Annotated in this window: 24 protein-coding genes and 3 pseudogenes; 8 read left to right on the forward strand and 19 right to left on the reverse strand. The window is 59.2% G+C overall.

Going from position 1 to position 21,813, the window contains the following annotated elements:
- Positions 1 to 195: 195 nt before the first annotated feature.
- Both ACO07D_RS00545 and ACO07D_RS00550 read left to right on the forward strand, forming a co-directional pair.
- Positions 196 to 681, forward strand: a pseudogene (locus tag ACO07D_RS00545) (IS21 family transposase); the annotation flags it as partial.
- A pseudogene (locus ACO07D_RS00550) lies at positions 673 to 1,077 on the forward strand (Tn3 family transposase); the annotation flags it as partial. The pseudogenes ACO07D_RS00545 and ACO07D_RS00550, both read left to right, overlap by 9 nt.
- A 243-nt stretch (positions 1,078 to 1,320) precedes the next feature.
- Here the strand turns inward: ACO07D_RS00550 and ACO07D_RS00555 are convergent.
- Both ACO07D_RS00555 and ACO07D_RS00560 read right to left on the reverse strand, forming a co-directional pair.
- Positions 1,321 to 2,400 (reverse strand): Hint domain-containing protein, encoded by a 1,080-nt coding sequence (locus ACO07D_RS00555; protein WP_421700979.1) that lies wholly within the window; start codon positions 2,398 to 2,400, stop codon positions 1,321 to 1,323.
- A gap of 528 nt (positions 2,401 to 2,928) precedes the next feature.
- Positions 2,929 to 4,188 (reverse strand): annotated as a pseudogene (locus tag ACO07D_RS00560) (IS3 family transposase).
- Between the two features lie 178 nt (positions 4,189 to 4,366).
- Between ACO07D_RS00560 and ACO07D_RS00565 the strand changes: the two are divergent.
- From ACO07D_RS00565 to ACO07D_RS00575, 3 genes are read left to right on the forward strand one after another with little or no spacing between them, the layout of a single operon-like run.
- Positions 4,367 to 4,765, forward strand: a complete 399-nt coding sequence (locus tag ACO07D_RS00565; protein WP_421700980.1) for a pilus assembly FimT family protein — start codon at positions 4,367 to 4,369, stop codon at positions 4,763 to 4,765.
- Positions 4,762 to 5,112 (forward strand): type IV pilus modification PilV family protein, encoded by a 351-nt coding sequence (locus ACO07D_RS00570; RefSeq protein ID WP_421700981.1) that lies wholly within the window; start codon positions 4,762 to 4,764, stop codon positions 5,110 to 5,112. Before ACO07D_RS00565 ends, ACO07D_RS00570 begins: the two co-directional genes overlap by 4 nt.
- Positions 5,109 to 5,705 carry a type II secretion system protein GspJ gene (locus ACO07D_RS00575; RefSeq protein ID WP_421700982.1) on the forward strand — a complete coding sequence of 199 codons (597 nt, stop codon included), beginning with the start codon at positions 5,109 to 5,111 and terminating at the stop codon, positions 5,703 to 5,705. The genes ACO07D_RS00570 and ACO07D_RS00575 overlap by 4 nt, the downstream gene beginning before the upstream one ends.
- A 4-nt stretch (positions 5,706 to 5,709) precedes the next feature.
- On the opposite strand, the gene gspG is transcribed toward ACO07D_RS00575, so the two are convergent.
- The gene (gene gspG / locus ACO07D_RS00580) at positions 5,710 to 6,141 is read right to left on the reverse strand and encodes a type II secretion system major pseudopilin GspG (RefSeq protein WP_421700983.1); all 432 of its coding nucleotides are present in this window, start codon (positions 6,139 to 6,141) and stop codon (positions 5,710 to 5,712) included.
- Positions 6,138 to 6,653 (reverse strand): prepilin peptidase, encoded by a 516-nt coding sequence (locus ACO07D_RS00585; RefSeq protein ID WP_421700984.1) that lies wholly within the window; start codon positions 6,651 to 6,653, stop codon positions 6,138 to 6,140. The genes gspG and ACO07D_RS00585 overlap by 4 nt, the downstream gene beginning before the upstream one ends.
- Positions 6,654 to 6,730: 77 nt before the next feature.
- Here ACO07D_RS00585 and ACO07D_RS00590 point away from each other — a divergent pair, with 77 nt between their 5' ends.
- Positions 6,731 to 7,366 (forward strand): hypothetical protein, encoded by a 636-nt coding sequence (locus ACO07D_RS00590; RefSeq protein ID WP_421700985.1) that lies wholly within the window; start codon positions 6,731 to 6,733, stop codon positions 7,364 to 7,366.
- Between the two features lie 206 nt (positions 7,367 to 7,572).
- On the opposite strand, the gene ACO07D_RS00595 is transcribed toward ACO07D_RS00590, so the two are convergent.
- The 11 genes from ACO07D_RS00595 to ACO07D_RS00645 all read right to left on the reverse strand — a co-directional run bounded on the left by ACO07D_RS00595 (position 7,573) and on the right by ACO07D_RS00645 (position 17,619).
- Entirely contained in the window at positions 7,573 to 8,766 is a 1,194-nt protein-coding gene (locus tag ACO07D_RS00595) for a glycosyltransferase family 87 protein (protein WP_421700986.1), read from the reverse strand.
- A 197-nt stretch (positions 8,767 to 8,963) separates the two neighbouring features.
- Positions 8,964 to 9,173 carry an RHS repeat-associated core domain-containing protein gene (locus ACO07D_RS00600; RefSeq protein ID WP_421700987.1) on the reverse strand — a complete coding sequence of 70 codons (210 nt, stop codon included), beginning with the start codon at positions 9,171 to 9,173 and terminating at the stop codon, positions 8,964 to 8,966.
- Between the two features lie 27 nt (positions 9,174 to 9,200).
- Entirely contained in the window at positions 9,201 to 9,569 is a 369-nt protein-coding gene (locus tag ACO07D_RS00605; RefSeq protein WP_421700988.1) for a hypothetical protein, read from the reverse strand.
- A complete protein-coding gene (locus ACO07D_RS00610; protein ID WP_421701003.1) occupies positions 9,566 to 10,087 on the reverse strand; it encodes an RHS repeat-associated core domain-containing protein in 522 nt (173 codons plus the stop codon). Before ACO07D_RS00610 ends, ACO07D_RS00605 begins: the two co-directional genes overlap by 4 nt.
- 89 nt (positions 10,088 to 10,176) lie before the next feature.
- Positions 10,177 to 10,437, reverse strand: a complete 261-nt coding sequence (locus ACO07D_RS00615; RefSeq protein WP_421700989.1) for a hypothetical protein — start codon at positions 10,435 to 10,437, stop codon at positions 10,177 to 10,179.
- Between the two features lie 38 nt (positions 10,438 to 10,475).
- Complete coding sequence (locus tag ACO07D_RS00620; protein ID WP_421701004.1) at positions 10,476 to 10,988, reverse strand: RHS repeat domain-containing protein; 513 nt, start codon at positions 10,986 to 10,988, stop codon at positions 10,476 to 10,478.
- A 75-nt stretch (positions 10,989 to 11,063) separates the two neighbouring features.
- Entirely contained in the window at positions 11,064 to 11,546 is a 483-nt protein-coding gene (locus ACO07D_RS00625; protein WP_421700990.1) for a hypothetical protein, read from the reverse strand.
- A 35-nt stretch (positions 11,547 to 11,581) separates the two neighbouring features.
- Positions 11,582 to 12,316 carry an RHS repeat-associated core domain-containing protein gene (locus ACO07D_RS00630; RefSeq protein ID WP_421700991.1) on the reverse strand — a complete coding sequence of 245 codons (735 nt, stop codon included), beginning with the start codon at positions 12,314 to 12,316 and terminating at the stop codon, positions 11,582 to 11,584.
- A 53-nt stretch (positions 12,317 to 12,369) separates the two neighbouring features.
- A complete protein-coding gene (locus tag ACO07D_RS00635; RefSeq protein ID WP_421700992.1) occupies positions 12,370 to 12,675 on the reverse strand; it encodes a hypothetical protein in 306 nt (101 codons plus the stop codon).
- Positions 12,676 to 12,705: 30 nt separating this feature from the next.
- On the reverse strand, positions 12,706 to 13,317 hold the full coding sequence (locus ACO07D_RS00640) for an RHS repeat domain-containing protein (protein ID WP_421700993.1): 612 nt from the start codon (positions 13,315 to 13,317) through the stop codon (positions 12,706 to 12,708).
- A gap of 261 nt (positions 13,318 to 13,578) precedes the next feature.
- On the reverse strand, positions 13,579 to 17,619 hold the full coding sequence (locus ACO07D_RS00645; protein ID WP_421700994.1) for an RHS repeat-associated core domain-containing protein: 4,041 nt from the start codon (positions 17,617 to 17,619) through the stop codon (positions 13,579 to 13,581).
- Between the two features lie 509 nt (positions 17,620 to 18,128).
- On the opposite strand from ACO07D_RS00645, the gene ACO07D_RS00650 reads away from it, so the two are divergent.
- Positions 18,129 to 18,782, forward strand: a complete 654-nt coding sequence (locus ACO07D_RS00650) for a hypothetical protein (protein ID WP_421700996.1) — start codon at positions 18,129 to 18,131, stop codon at positions 18,780 to 18,782.
- Between the two features lie 59 nt (positions 18,783 to 18,841).
- Here the strand turns inward: ACO07D_RS00650 and ACO07D_RS00655 are convergent, their stop codons facing one another.
- Entirely contained in the window at positions 18,842 to 18,940 is a 99-nt protein-coding gene (locus ACO07D_RS00655; RefSeq protein ID WP_421701005.1) for a hypothetical protein, read from the reverse strand.
- Here ACO07D_RS00655 and ACO07D_RS00660 point away from each other — a divergent pair.
- Positions 18,911 to 19,249 carry a hypothetical protein gene (locus tag ACO07D_RS00660; protein WP_421701006.1) on the forward strand — a complete coding sequence of 113 codons (339 nt, stop codon included), beginning with the start codon at positions 18,911 to 18,913 and terminating at the stop codon, positions 19,247 to 19,249. The genes ACO07D_RS00655 and ACO07D_RS00660 overlap by 30 nt on opposite strands.
- Before the next feature lie 656 nt (positions 19,250 to 19,905).
- Here the strand turns inward: ACO07D_RS00660 and ACO07D_RS00665 are convergent.
- From ACO07D_RS00665 to ACO07D_RS00675, 3 genes are all read right to left on the reverse strand, one after another.
- The gene (locus ACO07D_RS00665) at positions 19,906 to 20,805 is read right to left on the reverse strand and encodes a nickel/cobalt transporter (RefSeq protein WP_421700997.1); all 900 of its coding nucleotides are present in this window, start codon (positions 20,803 to 20,805) and stop codon (positions 19,906 to 19,908) included.
- Complete coding sequence (locus ACO07D_RS00670) at positions 20,796 to 21,464, reverse strand: DUF1007 family protein (RefSeq protein ID WP_421700998.1); 669 nt, start codon at positions 21,462 to 21,464, stop codon at positions 20,796 to 20,798. The genes ACO07D_RS00665 and ACO07D_RS00670 overlap by 10 nt, the downstream gene beginning before the upstream one ends.
- Positions 21,465 to 21,483: 19 nt before the next feature.
- A partial coding sequence (locus tag ACO07D_RS00675; protein ID WP_421701000.1) for a phosphoribosyl-AMP cyclohydrolase occupies positions 21,484 to 21,813 on the reverse strand: 330 nt, incomplete at its 5' end.

Consider the following 21,813-nt stretch of genomic DNA (forward strand, 5'->3'; position numbering starts at 1 on the left):
CAAATACCCTTTTTCCATGGGTTTGCAGTGACTTATTATTAACATAATCCATATTATCAGATTGTTTCCGCTGCCGAGTGAGAACGGCGGAGCAATACTCGGCCACGGTAGCGGCGTCGTTGTGGTGTCGCGGGCGGCGTAAAAGTCGTCCACTTTTGCCCTTTCGGTTTTCGGGAGGGTTTGGGGATATACACCGTGGACTTGTATTTGAAGGTGCGTCAGGCTCATTTCCAGGACGGCTTGAGCGGGCGCCAAATTGCCCGGGATTTTGGCATCAGCCGGGACAGCGTTGCGAAGATGTTGGCCTATTCGGAACCGCCCGGGTATCGGCGGGTGGCGCCGATCAAGCGCCCCAAGCTGGATGCATTTATTTGCCTGATTGATCAGTGGCTGGCCGAGGACAAGGCCCGACCTCGCAAGCAACGCCATACCGCGAAGCGCATCTTCGAGCGTTTGCGCGATGAGTGCGGCTTTGATGGCGGATATACGATCGTCAAGGATTACATCCGGTCCAGGAAGCGTTCCGGCAAGGAAATGTTCGTGCCGCTGAGCCATCCGCCCGGGCATGCGCAGGCGGATTTTGGTGAAGCGTTGGTGGTGATCGGCGGCGTTGAGCAGAAGGCGCATTTCTTCGCTTTTGATCTGCCGCACAGCGATGCGTGCTACATCCGGGCCTATCCGCGCCAACATGAACTCGCGCTCGCTCTACGCGAGATCGGCAAAATTGAACGGACGTTGTTCATCATCGACTGGTTGCTCGATGCCGATATGCAGCGTCGCGCCCAGATCGGCCTCAACAAAGGCGAGGCCCATCACGCCTTGAAGAACGCATTGCGCATCGGACGCCAAGGCGAAATCCGAGACCGTACTGCCGAAGGCCAGCACTATCGTATGGCAGGGCTGAACCTGCTCGCTGCGATCATCATCTACTGGAACACAAAACACCTGGGACATGCCGTGGCCGCGCGAACACGTGCGGGGCTCGACTGCTCACCAGACCTTCTGTCGCACATCTCGCCCCTCGGGTGGGCACATATCCTGCTCACTGGCGAGTACAGATGGAAGAATCCCCGGTGATCGCCACTAACGTACGATCCTGCCCCCTACCGGAACAGACCCCCCATAGCGCAATCGGGAATAACCCTCCGATCTCGCTAATCAACGGTTCAGGGTCCGACGAACCACCCTGAACTTAAACCCCCGGAAAATCTCCAGCCGGATGGTCCGACACAGGGGAGCAGGTCACTGGCTTTTACCCCGTGGTTTTGAACGGCCCTGACACATGGGTCAACTCTCAGTGACAATCAACAGATGATGACGTCAGACACTAAAAAAAGGTTTTCTGTTATGCTTATGGCGTTTCACGAATTGTTTTATCCGCTTGCCCTTTTCAGGCACATAACGCGCGGCCAGAGGTTTGAAATCCGCTTCGTAAATTTCTGGGAATATTGCTGCAATCTCGCTTAGTGTTTCTAGGGACATTCCGTTCAGCGCCATGGGCCCCGGAAGCAAGCTTTCTGCAGGTGCGCCATTTGCATAGACTATTCCATGTTGATCGAACAGAATGTGAAAATACTCTACACAGCCAAGGTCATGTAAAACATCGATCCCATCAAGTTCGATCAATTTAATCGCAGGAATCAGCACTTCGTGCTCGCCAAACATTCGCTGTGCAATAACCGATCTTACCAAAATTCGGTGCTGCTGTGAGACGATAAGGTCTTGTTTTGGCAGACCTTCACCCAATGCGCCTTTCTTGATCCGCACAGGGTAGAGTTTCGGGTTATTCTTAAGGGTATCGCCATCAAATTTACGGTGCCCGATCCACTGGATTACCTGATCAGTTTTGTCGTATGTTTGAACGGCATCACCAACTGACAGGTCTTCAATCCTGCGATTTCCACCGGTCGTCCTGATCAATGTCCCGCGAGCAAAGCAAATCACATCTAGGTTTGTCCAGCCAGTTGATCCTAAAGACCGGATGTTCATGGTGATCGTATTTCCGCTTAAGAAATCCGACGCTGTCGATCCTTGCAGGTTGAAAGCATAATAGGTCTCGAAAACCCCACTTCCGGGACTGGTTTCCACTTCTACCTGATACACCTGGTGCGGGGATGTATTGTAGTTGTAGACCCCATAAATCTGATGGCCATTCAGTGCCCCTCCGGAAGAGGAGAGAATTTCCTGGTTATTGGTGGCCGTCGGGTCAGGGGTACCGTCCCAATCGACGTTGACATTGAGCGCGGAAGAACTACCATACGTGTCCTCGACTGACGTTACGGTAATATGATTTGCCGGGTCTGTATTTGTCAGAGTGAACTGGTAATTCCCCGATCCGCCATCAACGAAATTGATGTTGCTGCCGTGAATCAGCGTAAATTCATGATTGATAGTCGGCATTCGTTTCGCCACTTTCTTTTTTGCTCGAAAATACCGCTAGCAAAAGATAGTGAATAAATGGTGTTTCCTTTGCGGCGGTGCTTAGCAGGGTGCTGAAATAGTTCTCCCTGTCTGACGTCAGCGCCTATGGGACCAACTAGGGTCATTTGCTAAGAGAGGGTTTGTTGCTCATCGTAGCCACCGAGGAGTGGACGATGAGAAAGACAAGCGCTGGTACAGCTGTCTTAGCCCCTTAGAACTGTGCCACTAATTATGTGTCACAGGAGGGATGGGAGATGGCTCGGAAACGGTTTTCGGATGAGGACGCGCTGAGGCTGTTGCGTGAGATAGACGTGCATCTGCACGATGGTTTGGATGTCGTGAGTGCGTGTCGCAAGGCGGGGATCTCGGACAAGACGTATTAGGGGTCTGCTCCGGCTGAGTGCAGAATGACACCCTCTCATGAGCGTTTTTGATCTTCCCGGCACGATTAGACTACCCGGCTGGCGCGGGATTGGCGTGCCCCCATCGGGTGGTCCGGTTTAATTGTTAGTGCATCGTGGGCCTTTGGTCCATCGGGACGATACTTTCCGGCGCGGGCGGTCGATACCCTAACGAGCTATGCGGCCTGACGGTGTTGTAGTGGATGCGCCATTGCTCGATCAGGATTTGCGCCTCCCGCAGACCATAGAAGATTTCACCATTGAGCAGTTCGTCCCGGAACCGGCCATTGAAGCTTTCGCAGTATCCGTTTTCCCAAGGCGAGCCAGGCTCGATATAGGCTGTCTTCGCGCCGACAGCGGCGATCCAGTCCCGGACCGCCTGTGCAACGAACTCAGGGCCGTTGTCAGACCGAATGAAGGCTGGGGTGCCCCGCAAGATGAACAGGTCGGTCAAAGCGTCAATCACATCTGTCGAGTTCAGTTTGCGCTCCACCTTAATCGCCAGACATTCGCGGCTGTACTCATCCAGGATGTTCAGCGTCCGGAAGACCTTGCCGTCATCTGTCCGGCAGTGAACGAAGTCATAAGACCAGACATGGTTCTGATACTCAGGCCGCAGCCGCACGCATGATCCATCGTTCAGCCAAAGCCGTCCCTTCTTCGGTTGTTTTAGTGGAACCTTCAGCCCCTCTCGCCGCCATAGCCGTTCGACACGACCATCACTAACCCATTGCCCGGCAGGCGCATGCGCAGCATGCTGCCGAGAGGGGGCCAGCCTGCCTCTCTGAGCAAGGCCGCGACCCGACGATAGCCGTATCGACCATACTGCCTGGCCAACTCAATCATGTCGGCCACCAACCGATCCTCATCGGCTCGGCCTCTCGGGGCATGCCTCTGCGTCGAACGATGTTGCCCCAGTACCCGGCAAGCTCGGCGTTCAGACACTTTGAACTGGCCGCATACATGATTGATACAAGCGCGACGACGAGCGGGGCTTAGGGGCTCCGCCCGTTCAGGGCTGAAACGGTCTGATGACCGTTTCCGGGACGCCCCTCACTCCCTTCGCAGCTTCCTTCAGGATCAGCTTATCGAGCGTCAGGTCTGACACAGCTCGTCTCAACCGGTCGTTCTCTTTCTGGAGCCGCTTCAGTTCCTTCAGTTGATCTACACCCCTCTCGGCAGATTGCTCCGCAATCACCTGCCGGCAACGCATTCCGCCGTATTGCTTGCGCCACCGGTAATAGGTCTGTTCAACAACGCCGATCTGCCTGATCGCGTCCAGACGGGGCATGCCTTGCCCCATCAGCACCTCAACCTGCCGTAACTTCGAGACAATCTCTTCCGGCTTCGGTCGCTTGTTTGCCATTCTTGGTCCTCCGTTTCCTAAACATAGCGGTGGACCAGTTCAGTTGGGGAGGCTCACCAGCGCACCGGCGCAAGCCTCGGCCAGGCGGTCAAGCTTCTTACCCCGGTGCTGACCCTGGTGATCGGCCTTCTGGTCGGCGGGCTGATCCTGTCGACCATTGGCGCGATCCTGGACCTCAATGATCTGGCGTTCTGAACAGTCCCACCCGCCCATGGGCAGCTCCCGCGCAGGCCTCAGCCTGTTCGAGACGCTGATGGCCCTGACCATCCTGGCCCTGGTGGCGGGGGTGTCTGCAGCGGGCATGCGCGGCCCCTCCCCGGCCCTGCAACTGCGCCGCCAGGCGGCCGATCTGACCCGGCAGGTGGCCGCCGCCCGGCTGCAGGCCGCGCGCGACAGCCGCACCGTCTGGATCGCGCTGGAAAGCATGCCCTGCAACCCGCAGGCGCCGGCCCGCGCAGGCCTCTTCGCCGACGGCACCGGCAAGGCGCCGGACCTCTGCCTGACCCATCCGGACGCGCCGACCCTGCGGCTGCGCATGGACCCGCTGACCGGGCGGCTGCACGAGGTCGCCGAATGAGACAGTCGCGCGCCGGATATTCCCTGTTCGAAGTGCTGATCGCCTTCGCGATCCTCGCCATGGTCCTGTCGGTCCTGATCCCCGGCCAGGCCCGGTACCTCACCCGCACGAAGTTGAACCAGGAGAGGGTGCTGGCCATGGACTACGCCCAGTCGGTCCTGGAACGCGGCGGCCTCTCGGACCCGCTCGACAGTCCCGAAGATCGCTTCACCTATCGCGACTGGCAGGTCACGCGGCGCGTGCCCCCCCTGCCCGGCACGCCGCCACAGCTGCACGTCACGGTCGAGGTGTTGGACGCCTCCGGCAAGTCACTCGCAACGCTCGACGCGTTGAGGCCCGAACCATGATCCGCCGCGAACGCCCCACCAGCCCCCGCGCGGGGCTGAGCCTGTTCGAACTGCTGCTCTCGCTGGCCCTGCTGGCCCTGATCGCCGCCGCCTTGTCCGGCAGTCTCTCCCTCGGTCTGCGCCTGTATGAGCGCGCCGACCAAAACGCCCCCGAACTCGACGCCCTGACCCTGCGCTTGCAGCTGCGCCACTGGCTCGACCGCGCCGCCCCTCCGCATCTGCTGACACCCTTCCCCGCCGGGTTCAACGGCGGACCGGAGCAGCTGACCTTCACCACCCTGGCTGAAACACCCTTCGCACCCAAGGCCGCCGCCCTGCGGGTCGGGATCACCTTGCAGGACGACACCCTGCGCCTGACCGCCACGGCGCTGGATCACGAGGGAAAGGAAATCGACAGCTGGACCCGCGATCTTGCCACCGGGGCCATGGGGCTGCGCATTCACTACTACCAGCCCGGCGAGCCCACCGGCCAATGGCTGGATACCTGGCCGCCAGGCACCGCCCTGCCCGCCCTGGTGCGCATCGAGCTGGACCCGGGCAGTACACCCGACTGGCCGGAGCTCACGCAACGCCCAAGATACGCCGAGCCTTGAGGCGTCAGTTGCTCAGATCAGCATCCTCGCCGCTGCCCCCGCGCGCGCCATCGCGGCCCAGCGAGGTGATGGCAAAGCGCCCATCTGCCCCCGGCTCGCCATAGACATAGTCCCGCCCCCAGGGGTCCACGAGCCCTTCGGCTTTCTCCAGATAGGGCCCCTGCCAATCCGCCGCCCCGGCAGGCGCGGTAATCAGCACCGCCAGCCCTTCGGACCCTCCCGGGTAACGGCCCATGTCGATGTAGAAGAGCTGCACCGCGTTGGACAGCTGATCGATCTGCAGCTGCGCGGTCTCGGATTTGGCGCGACCCAGATAGCCCACCACTCGCGGTCCGACCACGGCGGCAATCATCGCGATGACCGACAAGACCACCAGAACCTCGAGAATCGTCGCCCCCCGCCGCCGGTGCCAACGCAAACTCCCTGCTCGGATCATGCTGAAACTCCTGTAACGAATACGGCCCATGCAGAAAGACAAAGGAACGGGCCAAAGGCAATGGCCGATTGGCCCAGCTCCGCAATCGGCTGGCGCCGCAGCACCGTCACGACCAGCATCACCACCATGCCCGCGAGCGCCGCCGCCAGAACCACGTCCACACTCGCGCCAAACCCGCACCACAGCCCAATCCCGGCCATCAGCTTGACGTCGCCCAGCCCGAGCCCGTGCTGCCCCCTCTGACGCCGGTAGAGCCCCGCCACCAGCCAGAACAGCGCAGGCCAGACCAGCCAGCCAGCCAGATGTTCCCACAGGCGGTCGCGCGGCAAAACCAGAGCCAGATGCGCAAATCCGATCCCCACCAGACCGACAACCGCCGGATCCGGCACTTCGAAGCGCTCGATATCCACCACGCTGACCCAGATCAGCAGGGCGGCAAAGGCCCCCATCCACGGGTCCAAGGTCCCTGCCAGGGTCGCAACACCGCCATAGGCCCCGAGGTGCAATGCCACCAGACCCAGCCTTTTGTGCCCTTCCCTCACACGCGCCCTCATCGTAACCTGCCCCCATGTATAGGCCGTCGGACAAATTGCACAATTCCAAAGGCTTCGCCCTGATCACCGTGCTGGGCGGGCTGGCAATCCTGACCACGCTCTTTGCGGTGACCATGACCCGCAGCCAGGCCGACCTGTCGGGGCTCGCGACCCTCACCGCCCTGTCCGACCGACAGCGCACCGACCGGGCCGCGCTGGAACAGGCGCTGGTGATGGAGGGAATGGGCGGCGAGGTCGCAACCGGCCAGACCCTGCAGCTCGAAGATCTGGGCGGGCGGGTGGATCTGAACACCGCTACGCCTGCGCTGATCCAGGTGCTGCTCGACAACATGGAAGCCGACGGCGAGGCGCTCACCCACTGGCGCAACTGGCGCCGCGCCCCGCGCCGGTTCCTGCGGGTATCCGACTTCCTGCGCGTGACTGGTGTGGACCCGGCCCAGGCCGATTGGCTTCGTCAGGTGGCCACGGTGCATTCCGGCAGGCGCGGGCTGGCCCCGGACCATGTGCCCGCGGCGCTGCTGAAGGCCTTTGCTGGCGGCGTGGTACCTTCCTCGCTGCACGACGCGCCAAACGGGCGCAACTTCGCGGTGATCCTGGTGGAGGACACTGGTGCGCGTCAGATTGGCATCATCTCGCGTCAACCAGCAAGCGGTGGGCGAATTCTGGAATAAGGGGCAGCACATTGTGTTTGAAACGCAGCGCCCAGGCCGATTGAAACTGATTGGATAGACCTGAGACTTTTCGGCGGGAGCCCTGTTTCCGATAACCTTTGCCGATCCTCCCCCACCGAGATGGTCCGCCGCTGTGCTTAAGATTAGCGCGCGGTGCCTCCAGTTGGCATTTGATCTCGCAAAAAAACCTCAGCCGGTTCGGTTGGTCAGCTCACTGCCGGAGCGTTGGCGCCTTGGGGCGCGGTGCGGTCGTCAGTCAGAATGCTCTGCACCCAGGCAAGCAGCACGATCAGCAAGGCCCCGACCGCCGAGATCGGCAGGACGGGGAGGCGGGGGACAAGCGCAGTGGCCGCGAACCCGTACAGGCTGATGCCCCAGATCAGTGTCAGAAGTCCCCGCCTTTGCGCCGGGGTCGTGCGGCGCATGAGCGGAACCGTCAACAGGGCTGCAGCCGCGCCCAGCATTCCGAGGTCGTAATCATAACTGTAGGGGCTGACCAGCGCTGCCAGGCAGAGCCCCGCGCCGAGCATGACACGCCCCGAAGCACCCCTGTGTTTCAGCTTCATGAGGGTCTGCACACCGGCCAAGAGGACCACCACATGCAGGCCCAGCGACACAGCCACCGGCAAGCCGATCGACAGACCGAATGCATAGACAGAGGTCATGCGATACAAGGGAAAATCGCCCGCGCGCAGAGTGGCACTGCTCGCCTCGGCGCTGCTCAGGAACAATGCCCAGGCTTGCGGACCCAGGACCAACGTTGCCGTCCCTGCCGTGGCCACCAATGTGATCGCTGCCACCGCAACCAGGCGCCAACGGCGCTCCAGGAGCGCCCAGATCCCCAGCCCCACGGCCAGGTGAGGCTTGATCACCATCAGCCCGAGCGGGACACCCGCCCAGGCTCTCACCCTGAGGGCGCCGAGGGCTGCCAATCCCATCAGTGCACCGGTCAGAAACCCGTTCTGGCCAGCCCGCAGGATCAGCAGGATCAGCGGCCCCATCACCACCAGAACCGTGTGAAACGCCGGTCCCGACAGTCGCCGCAACACCCACAGGTACAGGCAAAGCGACAACCCCATGAACAGGGCGTAGCCCAACCAGAGCGGCACCCAGGCCAAGGGCGCGATTAACAGCGCAAAGGGCGGCGGATAGCTGAAGAACATGCGATGCCCGTCAAACCCGGGCTGCGCGGCCTGACGGGCCAGGAACCGGTCCGGGTCATAGGCATGCGCGAGGTCGCCCTCGGCCATTATCTCCGCAACCAGACGGAAGACCTCGTAGTCCAGCAATCCCACCTTGCCCAGCCGGTCGGGAAAGGCGAGCTCGGCGGCCACATAGGCAATCACGCCCGCTGCAGCAAGCGCCATCACGGTCAGGGTCAGGGGGCGGAGTCGGATCATTCGCTCAGCCAATCACAGACGGAAACTGAAGGTATCCGATGCAATCAAAGCAAAGAGCGAATGGTGAGGAAATCGGCTTATTGAGCATAATCTCTTAGATAGAGTAGTTGCGGTATTTTCCCTTTTAGGTGGTGCTTCGGTAACAAGCAATCCCGGTTTGGAATTAGCGTAAGGTCATTGTGGCATTCGGCTTTCAGCTACCCCTCGCCGGTCGGCGTCATGGGAGCGCAGCAATATGCGCATGAAACCCCATCGACCAAACCCAGCGGATCAAATTGGAGGTAGCGCCTGGTGGTCGGGTCGTAGTCGCGCATCCAGTTCTGCTGGAGGCCGAACTCGCTCTGGAACATTTTACTGGGGAACCTCGACTGGGAGTTACTGATCCTTGAAGTACAGAGCCCACCCAATTAGGCGAGAGGTGAATTAGCAATCCGTCAAATAGCGCCTTGCCGATGAAGCGCACACACCAGAAACTGCTCCAGTACTCCATCGAAGTCAAAAATGGAGTTGAGAGAGTCTTCATCATACTCAAACAGCATTGGCACCTCATGCTCACCGGCTGCGTCATAGGAAATGCCGCTAAAGTAAGCTGTCGCCAACTGAAAAAGGAACACTCTCGTTCCATTCCTTTCGGAAACCTCCACCAAGACCATAGTGTCAAGAGACGGCACGTGAAAGCTGTTATCAGCAAATCCCAAACTAAAATATACACCTCCCACTCGAAGATCGTCGGCCTCGAGGGGGTCCCAGTTCGGGTTAACGTCTCGTGATTTGAAAAGCATTACAGCTTCGTCCTCATTCACTGGGTCGACATGACGGCTCCGCCACCTATCAAGGCGCCCGGGACAAGGATCTCATCACCAGGGATAGGCGTAAACAGCAAACAAACACCTAGGAAAATCGCACCAACCTGACAGAGCGTGCTACACGACCTCGGGTCTTCATTGCAGGAGCAGCTTAGTGGCCCATCTTTCCACTCATAAATGGCCATGCCACCACCACCGTCGCGATAACCAGTTATCCTAAAAGTCTGTGAAACTCTACAGCTTTCAACGCCTCTATCGCCACACATATTGCGACATTTTTCTCGTTCTTTGGGCGTACAGCGACGAGTTCGAGATGGGCGCGACTTGTTGGTTCCCACGGGATCCAAGTAGTTAACGGGGTTGTTGCCAACGTATGTATACACCGACGCCCCATCGACCAACCCCAGCGGGTCGGCTTGGAGGTAGCGGCCCGTTGTCGGATCGTAGTCGCGCATCCAGTTTTGGTGGAGGCCGCTTTCGGATTGGAACCACTGGCCCGCTGCCCGGCAGCGCATCTGCAAGATGCGCGAGAGGGGGGAAGCGGAGTTTAGAATTTTAGCCCGTTGAGGTGAAGGCCACTACCCATTCGGTCAAAACAGCGCCGTCACGGCGTGAAGACAAGCTTTGCGCTCTGCAAACTAAACGCCGCGTATTGATCGCCCATCTGTTGCGCGATCAAGGGAATTGGCGGGTCAAGAATGCTTTGCAACAAGTTTAGGGCTTGTGCCAACGAGGACAGGGGATCCTCTGCTATGATTGGCTTCCCTTCCAGAACACCGGGCACATAAACTAGGGTGTGGAACTCTCCGCCCACCTTTCTTGGGCATCCAAGGAAAATCTCCAATTCCTGCGTTTCGGAAGTCATCACCCCGGAAACCCTAATTCCGCTGCCCCTGTCATCCACTATTTTGCTCCTTTTAAACATCGAGCCAGTTCTTCACTGGACTCCTGCCAACACTGTTGCCTTCGGCGTTTTCCTGCGTCCGTCCTTGGGAACATCCGTCGGCAGCTGTCATTGCGGTCCTCGTACTCTTCATAGCAATCGGCTGCCGTCATAGGAGTACATTGGTCGCATCCATCAGTCACCACAACCGGGGGAAAGAACGTGTCGGGCTTTTCGGGATCGAAGCTTCCACCCGCGACGCCACTGGAGCAATGGTCCAGAGCCTTGCATGTTGGTGATGCTCCAATGATTGCGCTGTTGTCACACAGCCACCCAAAAACGCTTTCTCCCCTCGGATCCACATACCGTCCCGGATTCTGCAGCGCGTAGCCATACACCGACGCCCCATCGACCAGCCCCAGCGGGTCGGCCTGGATGTAGCGCCCGGTGGTCGGGTCGTAGTCGCGCATCCAGTTTTGGTGGAGGGCGGGGTCGCTCCGCCCCCCTGCACCCCGGCAGGGCAGTTGCAGGATACACGAGAGGAGGGAACCTTACCCCGATCAGGATTTAGACACCACCACTACGGTCGGGACGTAACCCGCCGTTCCTTAGCCCTGCCCTTCACCCCGGCCATGTTCCAGCCGATCAACAATATGGGCCAGGCTGGCTTTCGGACTGGCGCGTGTCACGCTCAGGATCTCGATTTCGGCGTCGCGATAGGTTTTTTCGGGCTTGGGGGTTTCCACGCTGAAGAGATAGCCCTTGTAATAAGTCACCCGCCCGGTCTGCCGCTTGCCGTCCACCCGCATCGACAGCTTGAACAGAGCGTCATCGAACCCCTCGTCGGCCACAGCCAGCCGTGCATCCCTGCGGTCGAAATGCAGGCTGTGGATGCGCGGGTTGGACCGGTCCACAAAGAACCGGCCCGCAAGCTGCGCCTGGACCAACTGCGAGGTCTCGGCGGGCAATACCTCCAACACGGCCCAAACCATCTGCGCCTCATAGGGCTTGAGAGAGCGCCCCCCTTCGCCCGAAACGGACATCAGGAACCGATTGGCCTCGCTCAGGATCAAGGTAATAACACGTCGCATCTCAAACCTTTCCACCCCTCAATCAAAAGCCCCGCTCACACCGGCTCCCGCAGCTCCGCCACCGACAGCGCCCTTGAACCAGTCGGGAATGCGATCCGCAAAACGAACCGGTTTCCAGTAGCGGCCTCCCCAATCACGCCACCCTTTCGGATAACGATACCCATCGTGCAAATAGTGGCGCTTTGGAGAAACCCAGCTGCCGTTAAACCCGCCTCGAGTATTAGCGATCTTGTGCCACCAACTGCTCCAGGCCGATGTATTTCGACGCGCGATACCATGCGACCACTCCTTGCCCGGAACCTTCCTCCAATAGCGCGTGCCCTTGTAGCTCCACCACACACCGTGACGCCCAGCTCCGGCCCACCAAGCCCCTCCGGCGCCGAACAGCCCCCCCCCCAAAAGGCATCGGATGCTGCTTCGCGATAGGTATAACAGTCCTCGTCCAGAAGATAGCCGATCAACACGCTCGTGGCCGCCCCGACGATGATCCCCCCACAGGCATAGGCAAGCGGCCCGACACATTCCCCACGGGGGTCAATATGCCTGCCCGGGTTCTGCAGCGCGTAGCCATACACCGACGCCCCATCGACCAACCCCAGCGGATCGGCCTGAATATACCGCCCGGTCGTCGGGTCGTAGTCGCGCATCCAGTTTTGATGGAGGCCGCTTTCGGATTGGAACCATTGGTGGGGGAAGCGCAGCTCCGAGTTGGCGCCGGTGGCGGTAAACACCCCACCAAGCAGCAGATACGTCGCCTCCCAGGCAACCACCGTGCTCCCGCCTGAGGTGTACGCCGAGCGTCACTAGTCTTCGGGACACGTGTTCAGCCCGCTTCAAGATCATCGTCCTCTACCGTCATGAGGATCAGGTCGTAAAGTTCGGGATCCACCGACCGAAACTCAACGCCCTCCGGACCTTCTGAAACCTGCTTCAAGACTCGATACTGTGGCTTTTCATCCAAACCAGAGGGTCGCTCTGCACATAGAGAGACGGACTGAAATTCGCAATATCCACCGGGAGGGCACTCTATGAGATGGTCCAACTCACTACGCAAATGCACAAAGAACTCTCTATTTCCGTACACACGCACACCATCTTCTTGATGACGGATTTCTAGCCGCACTTTCATGGTTCCTACTCTCTCATTTTGCGGAGCACATCAATGGAGCAGCACCCCTTCAGGTAAAACGCTGACCGCTCCACCCCCTCCACCAACACGAGGGCGCCGAAGATTTGTGCTTGGAAAGCGAGGAGAAATCAACGGAAGAGGCATTCGAAATCTGTCAAATTCGCACATACGTTCCTTTTCTAGGCACTTGCGCACTTTTCTGGGTGGAGGAGCAGATCCTTCACAAGCCGAGCCATCCGGTCTAACACAGTTTGGTTTTCCACCAGTCTTCCCCCGTCCCCCTTCAGCTTTGGTGCCCCAGTGGCAATGGCGCCCCTTAACGGGATCACTTTCGCACACAATGACGTACTGGCCGCACTGAATTACTTTTTTGTTGTTGCCACCAGGCCAAGGGTCCTTCGCTTGCTCCCCCCGCGGATCCACATACCGTCCCGGGTTCTGCAGCGCGTAGCCATACACCGACGCCCCATCGACCAACCCCAGCGGATCGGCCTGAAGATACCGCCCCGTGGTCGGGTCGTAGTCGCGCATCCAGTTTTGGTGGAGGCCTGACTCGGATTGATACCAACGCCGGGGAAGTATAGTTCGGAGTTTGAAGCTCGAGAGGCAGAGCGCTCCAAACGGAAGAAAGCCTCTGGCCATGTCGAGGACTAGCTCATTTCCGTGACAACAATATGGACTCCCGCATATCTATCTTGATTCGTGAGAATTTCAGTTGCCCATACACCCTCTAGCCCTGTCACAGCGACAGGTTGATCTTCCTCTTCCGTGGAGATTGGAACTAGGTCAAGCCCGGACGGATCAGTACGGTTGTATTGTGTGATCGCTCCTACGATAGTCTCAGCAGAAAACTGACTGATGTAAGTCCCTCCATCGAAATCGACAATGAATGTCCACAGGTGTTCAGTGCCGGTTGTTGTCAATGCCATGAGGTTCAGACCTTCTTCTCTGTTCTTTCAGACGCTTGATTTCCCGTTCAATCCTCTTCAAAGCTGCTTTATCCTCGGGCGTTCTGTTAGGCTTCGATTTTAAGGCGTCTCGACGCTCCCTCGCTTGAGCAAGCTGTTCGTCAATTCTATCCGTATTAGATCTCTTACCGTCGTTCTTGCCCCCCCCTTTTCTGTTAAACTTATCTCCACCTTTCGTAACCCTTTTCGCCCACCTCATGGCAGTAAAGAGGCGGTTCCACGGAAGATTGGCGACAGCAGAGTATGTAAAATCACCCCAAGTGTAGCAATCATCATCAAGGTAGTAGTCCAGTACTATGAAGCCTACATAAACAGCGGCTGGGAGGCACCAAGGACACTGTCCTGTTGGATCAGTCCAATACATGGGGTTTTGGAGCGCATAGCCATACACACTTGCACCGGCGACCAGCCCCAGGGGATCGGCCTGAAGATACCGCCCCGTGGTCGGGTCATAGTCGCGCATCCAGTTTTGGTGGAGGCCAGACTCTGACTGGAACCACTGCCCCGGAAACCTCAGCTCGCTATTTGCACCCGTCGAGGTATATACCCCACCGAAGGGCAGATAGGTCGCCTCCCAGACCTTCACGCCATTCACATCCGTCGCAAAGACCGGCCGCCCGATGTGGTCCGTGCGGACCAGGTAGATCTGGTCGTTCTCGACCACCGCAATCGGCACGCCCTCCATCCAGATATACTCACGCAGCAGCGTGCGGGTGCCGGCCAGCTCGTCCACCTCGTATTCCGCCAGGCGGTTGCCGTCGGCGTCAAAGATCACGTGGAAGGTCTGGCCCGTCTGGGTCAGGCGGCGCAGCACCTGCTGACCCTGCGGGTTGTACTGATACTCTGCCTGCACCACGCCGTTGAGAGAAAAACTCTCCAACCGCCCGGCGACGTCGTAGTCATAGCCATGGCCCACGCCGGTGCGGTTGTCATAGGTCACATTGCCCGCCGCATCATGGGTAAAGCTGCGCGCGGTGGCACCGGCGATGGCGGTGAGGCGGTTCGAGCTGGCCGGGTAGCTGTAGCTGTCGGTGGAGGTCACCCCGCCCACGGTCGCCGCGCGGCTCAGCCGGTTGCCGACGGCGTCATAGGTGAAGTCGAGCTCATCCCAGGGGCCATCGGCCGAGGCCAGGAACTCGCGCGCCGTATAGCCGTAGCTTTCGCTTTTCGTCGGGTCGAGGTGGTCAGTGACCAGCTCCAGATTGTCCCGCACGCTCCACCCGTAGGAAACATCGCGCAGGGCAGTTGTGCCCAGCGTGTCGGTCAGCCGCGTCAGCCGGTAGGAGTTGTCATAGGTGGCGGTATGGGTGGATCCATCCAGCAGGGTGACCGAGGTCAGCGGGCCGTTGGGCAGGTAGTCGAAACTGCCGGCAATCGTGACCTTGGGCGGGTATTGGTTGGTCACCGGATCCTTGACCCGCCGTTGAGCGGTGATCTGGCTCAGGTTGCCGTCACTGTCGTAGTTGAACTTGATTTCCAGCTTGGCCGGCGTGTTCAGTCTGGTGATCATGCCTTCGCGATTGAACGCGAATTTCACGTCATAGGAGACCCCGCCGACCCTCTGGCGCAGCGTGTCCAGGAAACCGCCGTTCTTGTAGCGGTATTCGGTGAATCCCGCCGGGCCACGCACGCGCCCGATCTTGTCGTAGCCCTGGCCAAAGTTGTAGGGCAGATCGTAGGTGAAGGTCTGGTCCTGAGACGGGTCTGACGGGAAACGCCGGGCAGTCAGACGCCCACCATTGTCGTAGGTATAGTTGGAAACCACCCCGCGCCCGTCGGTCATCGACGCAACCAAGCCGCGGTTGTTGTAGCTCATCGAGACAGTGCCGCGATCCGCGCTGACCTCGGAAACCAGATCACCAAAACCGTTGTAGGTGAACATGGTATCGATCGCACGGGGATCGGTATAGCGCGTCACCCGATCCGCGCTGTCATGCTCCGTCCCGGTGCTGTACCCGGCGCGATCGATCGTATCCACCACCCGGTTCAACGCATCGAAACTGTTGGTGGATTGCAGCGACAGCGGATCGGTCATGCTGTCCAGGTTGTCCTCGACATCATGGCTAAACTGCCAGACCTGTCCCTCGGCACCGGTCGTACTGACCAGCCGGGACAGCGCATCGTATTCGGTGTCCTGCCAGAAACTGGCCGTGCTGGACCCGTCGGAATACTCCACCCGGGTCACATTGCCCAACAGATCATGGTCATAGGTGGCAACGTCACCGGTGGGATTGGTCGTCTTCACCAACCGGCGCGCCTCGTCGTAGTCGAAGGTCCAGGTCGTGCCCAGATGGTTGGTATAGGACACCATCTGGCCGATCACGTCATAGGCAAAACTGCTCGTCGTGGGATTGTTCCCATTCGGATCGAACGTGATCGACGTGACCCGTCCCATGATATCGTAAGCAAATGCCCATTCCGTCGTGTCCGGCTTTCGCATCAGCGTGGGTTGACCAGACCCGTTGAAGGCCAGGAACTGGGTTTGCCATCCGTTGGGATCCGTAATGGCGGTCAGGTTGCCGTCGGCATCGTAACTGTAGCTCGTCACGTCGTAGACACCGTCTGCGGTCAGGCCCGGGCCATCCACGCTGCTAAGCATCTGCCGCCCCGATGCCAACGTCGTATAGCTGTAGCTCCAGGTCCGCGTCTTGCCGTTGTCCGGGCTGCCGACCAGCACATCGGTCTGGCTGTAGCTCTCCAGAAGACCGTCGGTCGTGTAGGAAAACGCTTCGGCCAGCTGGTCGGTTGTCCGCGTGGCGGGCCTGCGCGTATCTCCCGACCAAGTATAGGTCGTCACGCGGGGAACTGCACCGTCGGCATCTTCGGTCCGGGTCAACATCCGCCCACGTGCATCACGGGTATAGGTGGTGCGGGCCCCGTTTCGTTCAACCCGCTCATAGATCCAACCTTCTGGCGCACCTGCATTGGGCGTGTATCCGAGGCTTCGCGTCGTGGACAGACAGTTGGGCGTTGCAGAACCGTTCGCACCGGACAACCGGTCGAGCCCTTGAATCGGCGTGAACTCATAGGTCGTGGTCAGTCCCAAGGCATTCGTTGGGCCACTGGGGGACATGGTCATCGCATCCGTACCACCAGGATGCGCGACCGAAATGACACCCGCATAATCGCTGGAATCAAAGTCGGTGTAGGTGGCGGACATGTACGGGTACATCTGACCGGTCGCGTCTGTACGACCATCAAAGACCTTCAACAGGGCCGGTTGGAAGAACTCGATATCATACTCGTACTTCCAGATCACTTCGCTTGTGCCCGCGACCAGATCCATCCGCCGAACTTCGGTCAGCTTCGGTTTGTCTGGCACTTCCGCATTGTCGATGTAGTCGTATTCGATCCGAATTTCCGGAGCAAACGTGACCTCGTCATAGTCCACGTCAATCTCGATCTGCGACACGACCTGACGGGTCGAACTGGGTACGGCGTCGGTGACATATGTGAATTCGGCACGAGTGCCGTCATTTGCACTTAGCGCATCGATCCGCCCGTTGTTGGGGTTATTGTAGGGCTGCTTGAACCGTTCAATCGTGATGCTGTAGCCATCTGTCCATTCGACTTTGTCCAGGAAATACGTCCCGTAAGACCCGCTGAAATAGCGGCTGCTCTCGCCGCCATCGGTGATCTTCACGTCCTCCGGGGCTGCTTCCAGCTCGAATTTATGCCCGCCATGTGTGGCAGCCCCCAGGCCGATCGCGTCGAACCGCAGAACCTCGCCGCTGGACCGATAGTAAGTGTGTTTGTTGGGGCTTGCGACCAGGTCATAATACACCGCTTCGGCAAATTCCTGGCGCCAGACTTCACCATAGGCGTAGTAGACATCACGCGCGCCGAAGACGTGGAAAAAATCATTGTCGGAGCGATAGGTGCGGCGAATTCGAAATCGGCTGTCGCGCGGCGAAACCCAGTCATCTGCGGTTTCGATCTTGACCTGGCCATAGACCTGGGTCGGATTACCTTCCAACGGGCAGAGCTGTGGTTTCGAATCTATGCAAACGGCTGGTGCAAAATACTCAACGCCGTCCTCGGTCTCTACCTTGCAACGGGCAATCACATTGTAAATGTAACCCTCATCATCGATACAGGCTCGCGACCACGGCTCTTCATCGTCGCCGTCAACCCGTACGAAGTTGTCTCCCCAGTAATAGAGGTGGACGACACCGACGTTGAACCCCCGACATGCGCTTGCGGCACTGCTTCCTTCTACGTCCCACAGATTTGGCAAAGGAATCCAAACCATGGTTCTGTCGGTTTCCGCATACACTGCGGTATTAAGAACTAGGATCGAAATTAGCCCGGCTACGAGAGTCTTCAGAGAATGCATGTGTCGCTTGCCCAATTAGAAATATCGTTTGGGAATTAAGAACTCGGGAATACACGCTATAGGAGCGCTCGCATAAGTTGAGAGAATTGCAAACACCTCACCCTGCGGCAATGTGACCGTTCAAGAATTCGCACTGAAAGGGGTGTCAATTGGGTTCTCCCGTCTCAGAAGCGACTTGGCTTTTCCCTGAGAAGCAAATTTCGAGTTTCATTTCCGCGCTGAACTCAGATGAACGGCGCGATGGTACCCTCAGCGGCGGTGAAGGTAATGACGAGTTGCTTGGCGGGGCCGGTAACGACGTGTTGACGGGCGGAGACGGCGACGACAGGCTGGACGGTGGTGATGGCGACGACACGCTTGAAGGTGGCGACGGCAATGATGTGCTGTCTGGTGGCGCTGGCACGGATAGTTTCGATGGTGGTGAAGGCATCGACACGATCGACCTATCCTACTCGTCTGGTGGTTACACCATTGACTTGGAAAACGGGTCCGTTTCTTGGGTCGGCGGGATTCAGGAAACCATCACGAATGTCGAAAACGTTATTGGTTCCACCGGCGTCAATACGATCATCGGCACCGATGAGAAGAACGAAATCGATGGGCTTGCCGGTAATGACGTGATCACCGGTGGCAAGGGCAATGACACTTACAAATACAGCGTCGGCGACGGATCGGACACAATCCGTGAGTATGTCCCAGACCAAGGGGCAAACGCACAGATCGGTGGGAACGATACTATCGAGTTCGGGGCAGGAATTGCCCTGGACGATCTCACCTTCTCGACCCATGGCTCTGATCTATGAAGTGGTCCCGGTTATTTGGACAGCTCAGCGGCTGTTCTAAGGTGTATCCGGGGTAGGTTTCATGCCGCCAATTTCTGTTCCCGACCGTGCCAATATGCCTCCTTGGGTGTCTTGCGCTCAAGGGAAGAATGCGGTCGTTCGGTGTTATAGAACGTCATCCAGTCCTTGATGACAATGGGAGCGATACCTACACCGGTGGCACCGGCGCGGATAGCTTTGTCTTCAAGAACGGCGCCGATGTGGTTACCGACTTTGATGACAGCGAAGGTGATCTCATCCAGGTTGATAACGCCATTTGGGGAGGCGGCACCAAGACTGCGGCTGAGCTCCTCACCTATGCTTCCGTCGTTGGAAGCGACATTGTGTTCGACTTTGGGTCTGGTCACACCCTCACCCTGCAGGGCTACACCGATCTGGTTGCGCTGGAAAACAATATCGAGTCCGTCAACGTCGCAGATCTCATCTAAGACCGCATGCGATTGCCGAAAAACTCGCTGGTGTCCCCAACAGGGGGCACAGTAATCGCCTGGACATAGAAGGTGCGCGGCAATTCAGATCAGGCGGATGAATGGAAGCAAAGCCCCGCAGAGTTGACTACAAGGTTGCACAGGGCAATGCTCAAATCTGATCAAGTTATTCAGGCTCATTTCCTAGTTCAGAGTCGGTGCCCTTATCCTCCAACATTAGTGTCAGCGCCTGAACAATTACGTCTTCAACATCCGCCAGCCTGTAACCCTTTCCCAGGGTCAGGGTTCGAACAAGCTCTTCTATCCGGCCATCTCTTGGCCCGAAAGAGAACCAATCATTGATATCGTGAAGATCTGGGTGAGCATTCCCCAGAAGCATGGGTTCATTCTCATTCCTGCGTGGGTTCATACCGCCAACTCCCCTTCGCAGACCAATTCTGGGGTATTTCTCCGAAAACTCCAAGCGACGCAGTTTGGTGCCTTAATGTTGCAATGGCGGAGTCCCATAAATCTCTGGAGACCCATATTTATATCATTAGGTTTGCAGTCTCAGTATTTCGGGAGTTGTACACGGAATGTACAGACCCGCGATCGCATACCGTCGGCAGGCCTGATCTGTTGAAGGTGTTGCCGGGGCGGTTTGCGCGGGCGAGGCCTCAGACCACCATCCAGAGAAGCGTCAGGCTGATCCAGAGGATCACGGCACCGGCAAGGACCTGAACCGCCGAGGCGATCTGCGCCACGCCGCCGAACCGGTCGGCGGAGGCAAAGGTCACCGCCCGGGCAGCAACGCTTGAGACGGCGACCAGGCTGGTGAATGTGGCGGTGCCAAGCCCCATCACCACCACGGCCAGGGCCCCTGCGGCACGCAGGTCCATCTGCCAGGCGATCACCAGCAGGAAGAGCGCGCCGGTGCAGGGGCGGATCGCGATGCTGGCGATCAACGCGGCCATGTCCCGCCAGGACCGCAGTTGCTCCACCGCCTCGGGCGAGGGTCCATGGGCGTGGCAACCGCAGGCATGGTGTCCGGCGTCATGCCCGGTGTCGTGCCCGTGAGGCGACGCAACGGCCTGCCGCACCAGCCCCCTGCCCCCGCGCCAGACCAGGATCAGCCCGATCGTGGCAATGGCCAGATAGCTTACCGGGGCCAGATAGACCTCGGCCAGGGTCGTCATGCGCCGGGCCGAGGTTTCGAACAGGAAAAAGCCGCCATAGACCAGCGCAATGGCCCAAAGCGCCTGGACCAGACTGGAGGCCAGCGAAAGCGCCAGAAGCCGCGGCGCGGACACGGAGGATCCAAGCCCCACGCCGCCGATCAGCGCCTTGCCATGCCCGGGACCGACCGCATGTACGAACCCATACGCGGCGGCGGCGGCCAAGAGCGCCGCCAGGGCGCCCGGCTCTCCGCCGCGCAAGGCCCGCACGGCCCCGGCCATGCGGTTTTGAATGGCGCGCTGTTCGCTGACGGCCCAGCTTGCGAGGCTATCGGCCTCAAGCAACAGAAAGGCCGCCAGTGCCGCCACAAGGGCACCGCCGCAGATCAGGATCAGTCGCATTGCAGGGTAATCCTGTCCGCAAAGAAGGCCCCGACATTCTCGGTCTCAGGGGTTTCCTCACGACCGAGCCGCGCCAGAACCTGCAACAATTCAGCCTCCTGTGCCGAAGGGTCGAAGGGGGTTACCCGGGCTGCGCAGCCCGGGGCCGCACCCAGCAGTCGCGGCGCATTGGTCAGGGTGAAGTCGAAGAAATAGGTGGATTCGTAAAAGGCCGCCTCGACCGGGCTTTGACCAACCGCGACGGGCTGCACCAGGGGCCGGGTAAAGGTCAGCAGCAGGCGACCGTCGACCATGCGGGCGTCCAGCCCCCGGGGCGGCGCCAGAGCAACCGCCTCCCCACCCTGGGTCAGATGGGCCGAGCCGTCGAAATCCTCCGGCCAGTCGCTGAGCCGCCGGACCAGCTCCAGCCGATCCGCCTCGTCCAGCCCGCCCGCCGCATTCAGGCTCAGCTCAAGCGCTGACAGGGTGTAGAGCGTTTCGAACTCGTCATAGAGCCAGGTCACCTCCAGCGCGGTCAGCATCTGGTCCGGACCGAACAGGAAGTCGATGCCGCCATCGACGAAGACATGGGGATGGGCCGCCGCAGCCCCGGCAGACAGGCCACAGGCCAGCATGGCGGCACGCATCACGCGCCTGGCCTGCGAGATGCGCCGCCTCATCCCCTGCTCCATGGCGCTCTTACGGCTGATACGGCAGGGAAGAGTGGTGCAGCACGATGCGCAGCACGCCATCGGCGTCCTTCTTGTAGCCGAAGCTCTTGTCGACTTTGGTCACATTGCCATCCTTGTCGGTCAGCATGATCCACCCCATCCACATGGCGACGTCACCTTCGATGAATTCGGCTGCCGTGACGCTGTCCATCGAGCGCCAGCCCTGGATCGCAAACCCGCCATCCAACGGGTATTCGTCCGAGTGGCCGCAGAAATAAGCCAGGGCCCCGGCTTTGGACGACCGGAAGGTCTGATCCCCGCTCGCCATGGTCGGTTTGAACAAGACCGGGCCCAGAGC

The sequence above is a fragment of the Aliiroseovarius sp. genome (assembly GCF_965228805.1).
Taxonomy (GTDB): domain Bacteria; phylum Pseudomonadota; class Alphaproteobacteria; order Rhodobacterales; family Rhodobacteraceae; genus JASBTN01.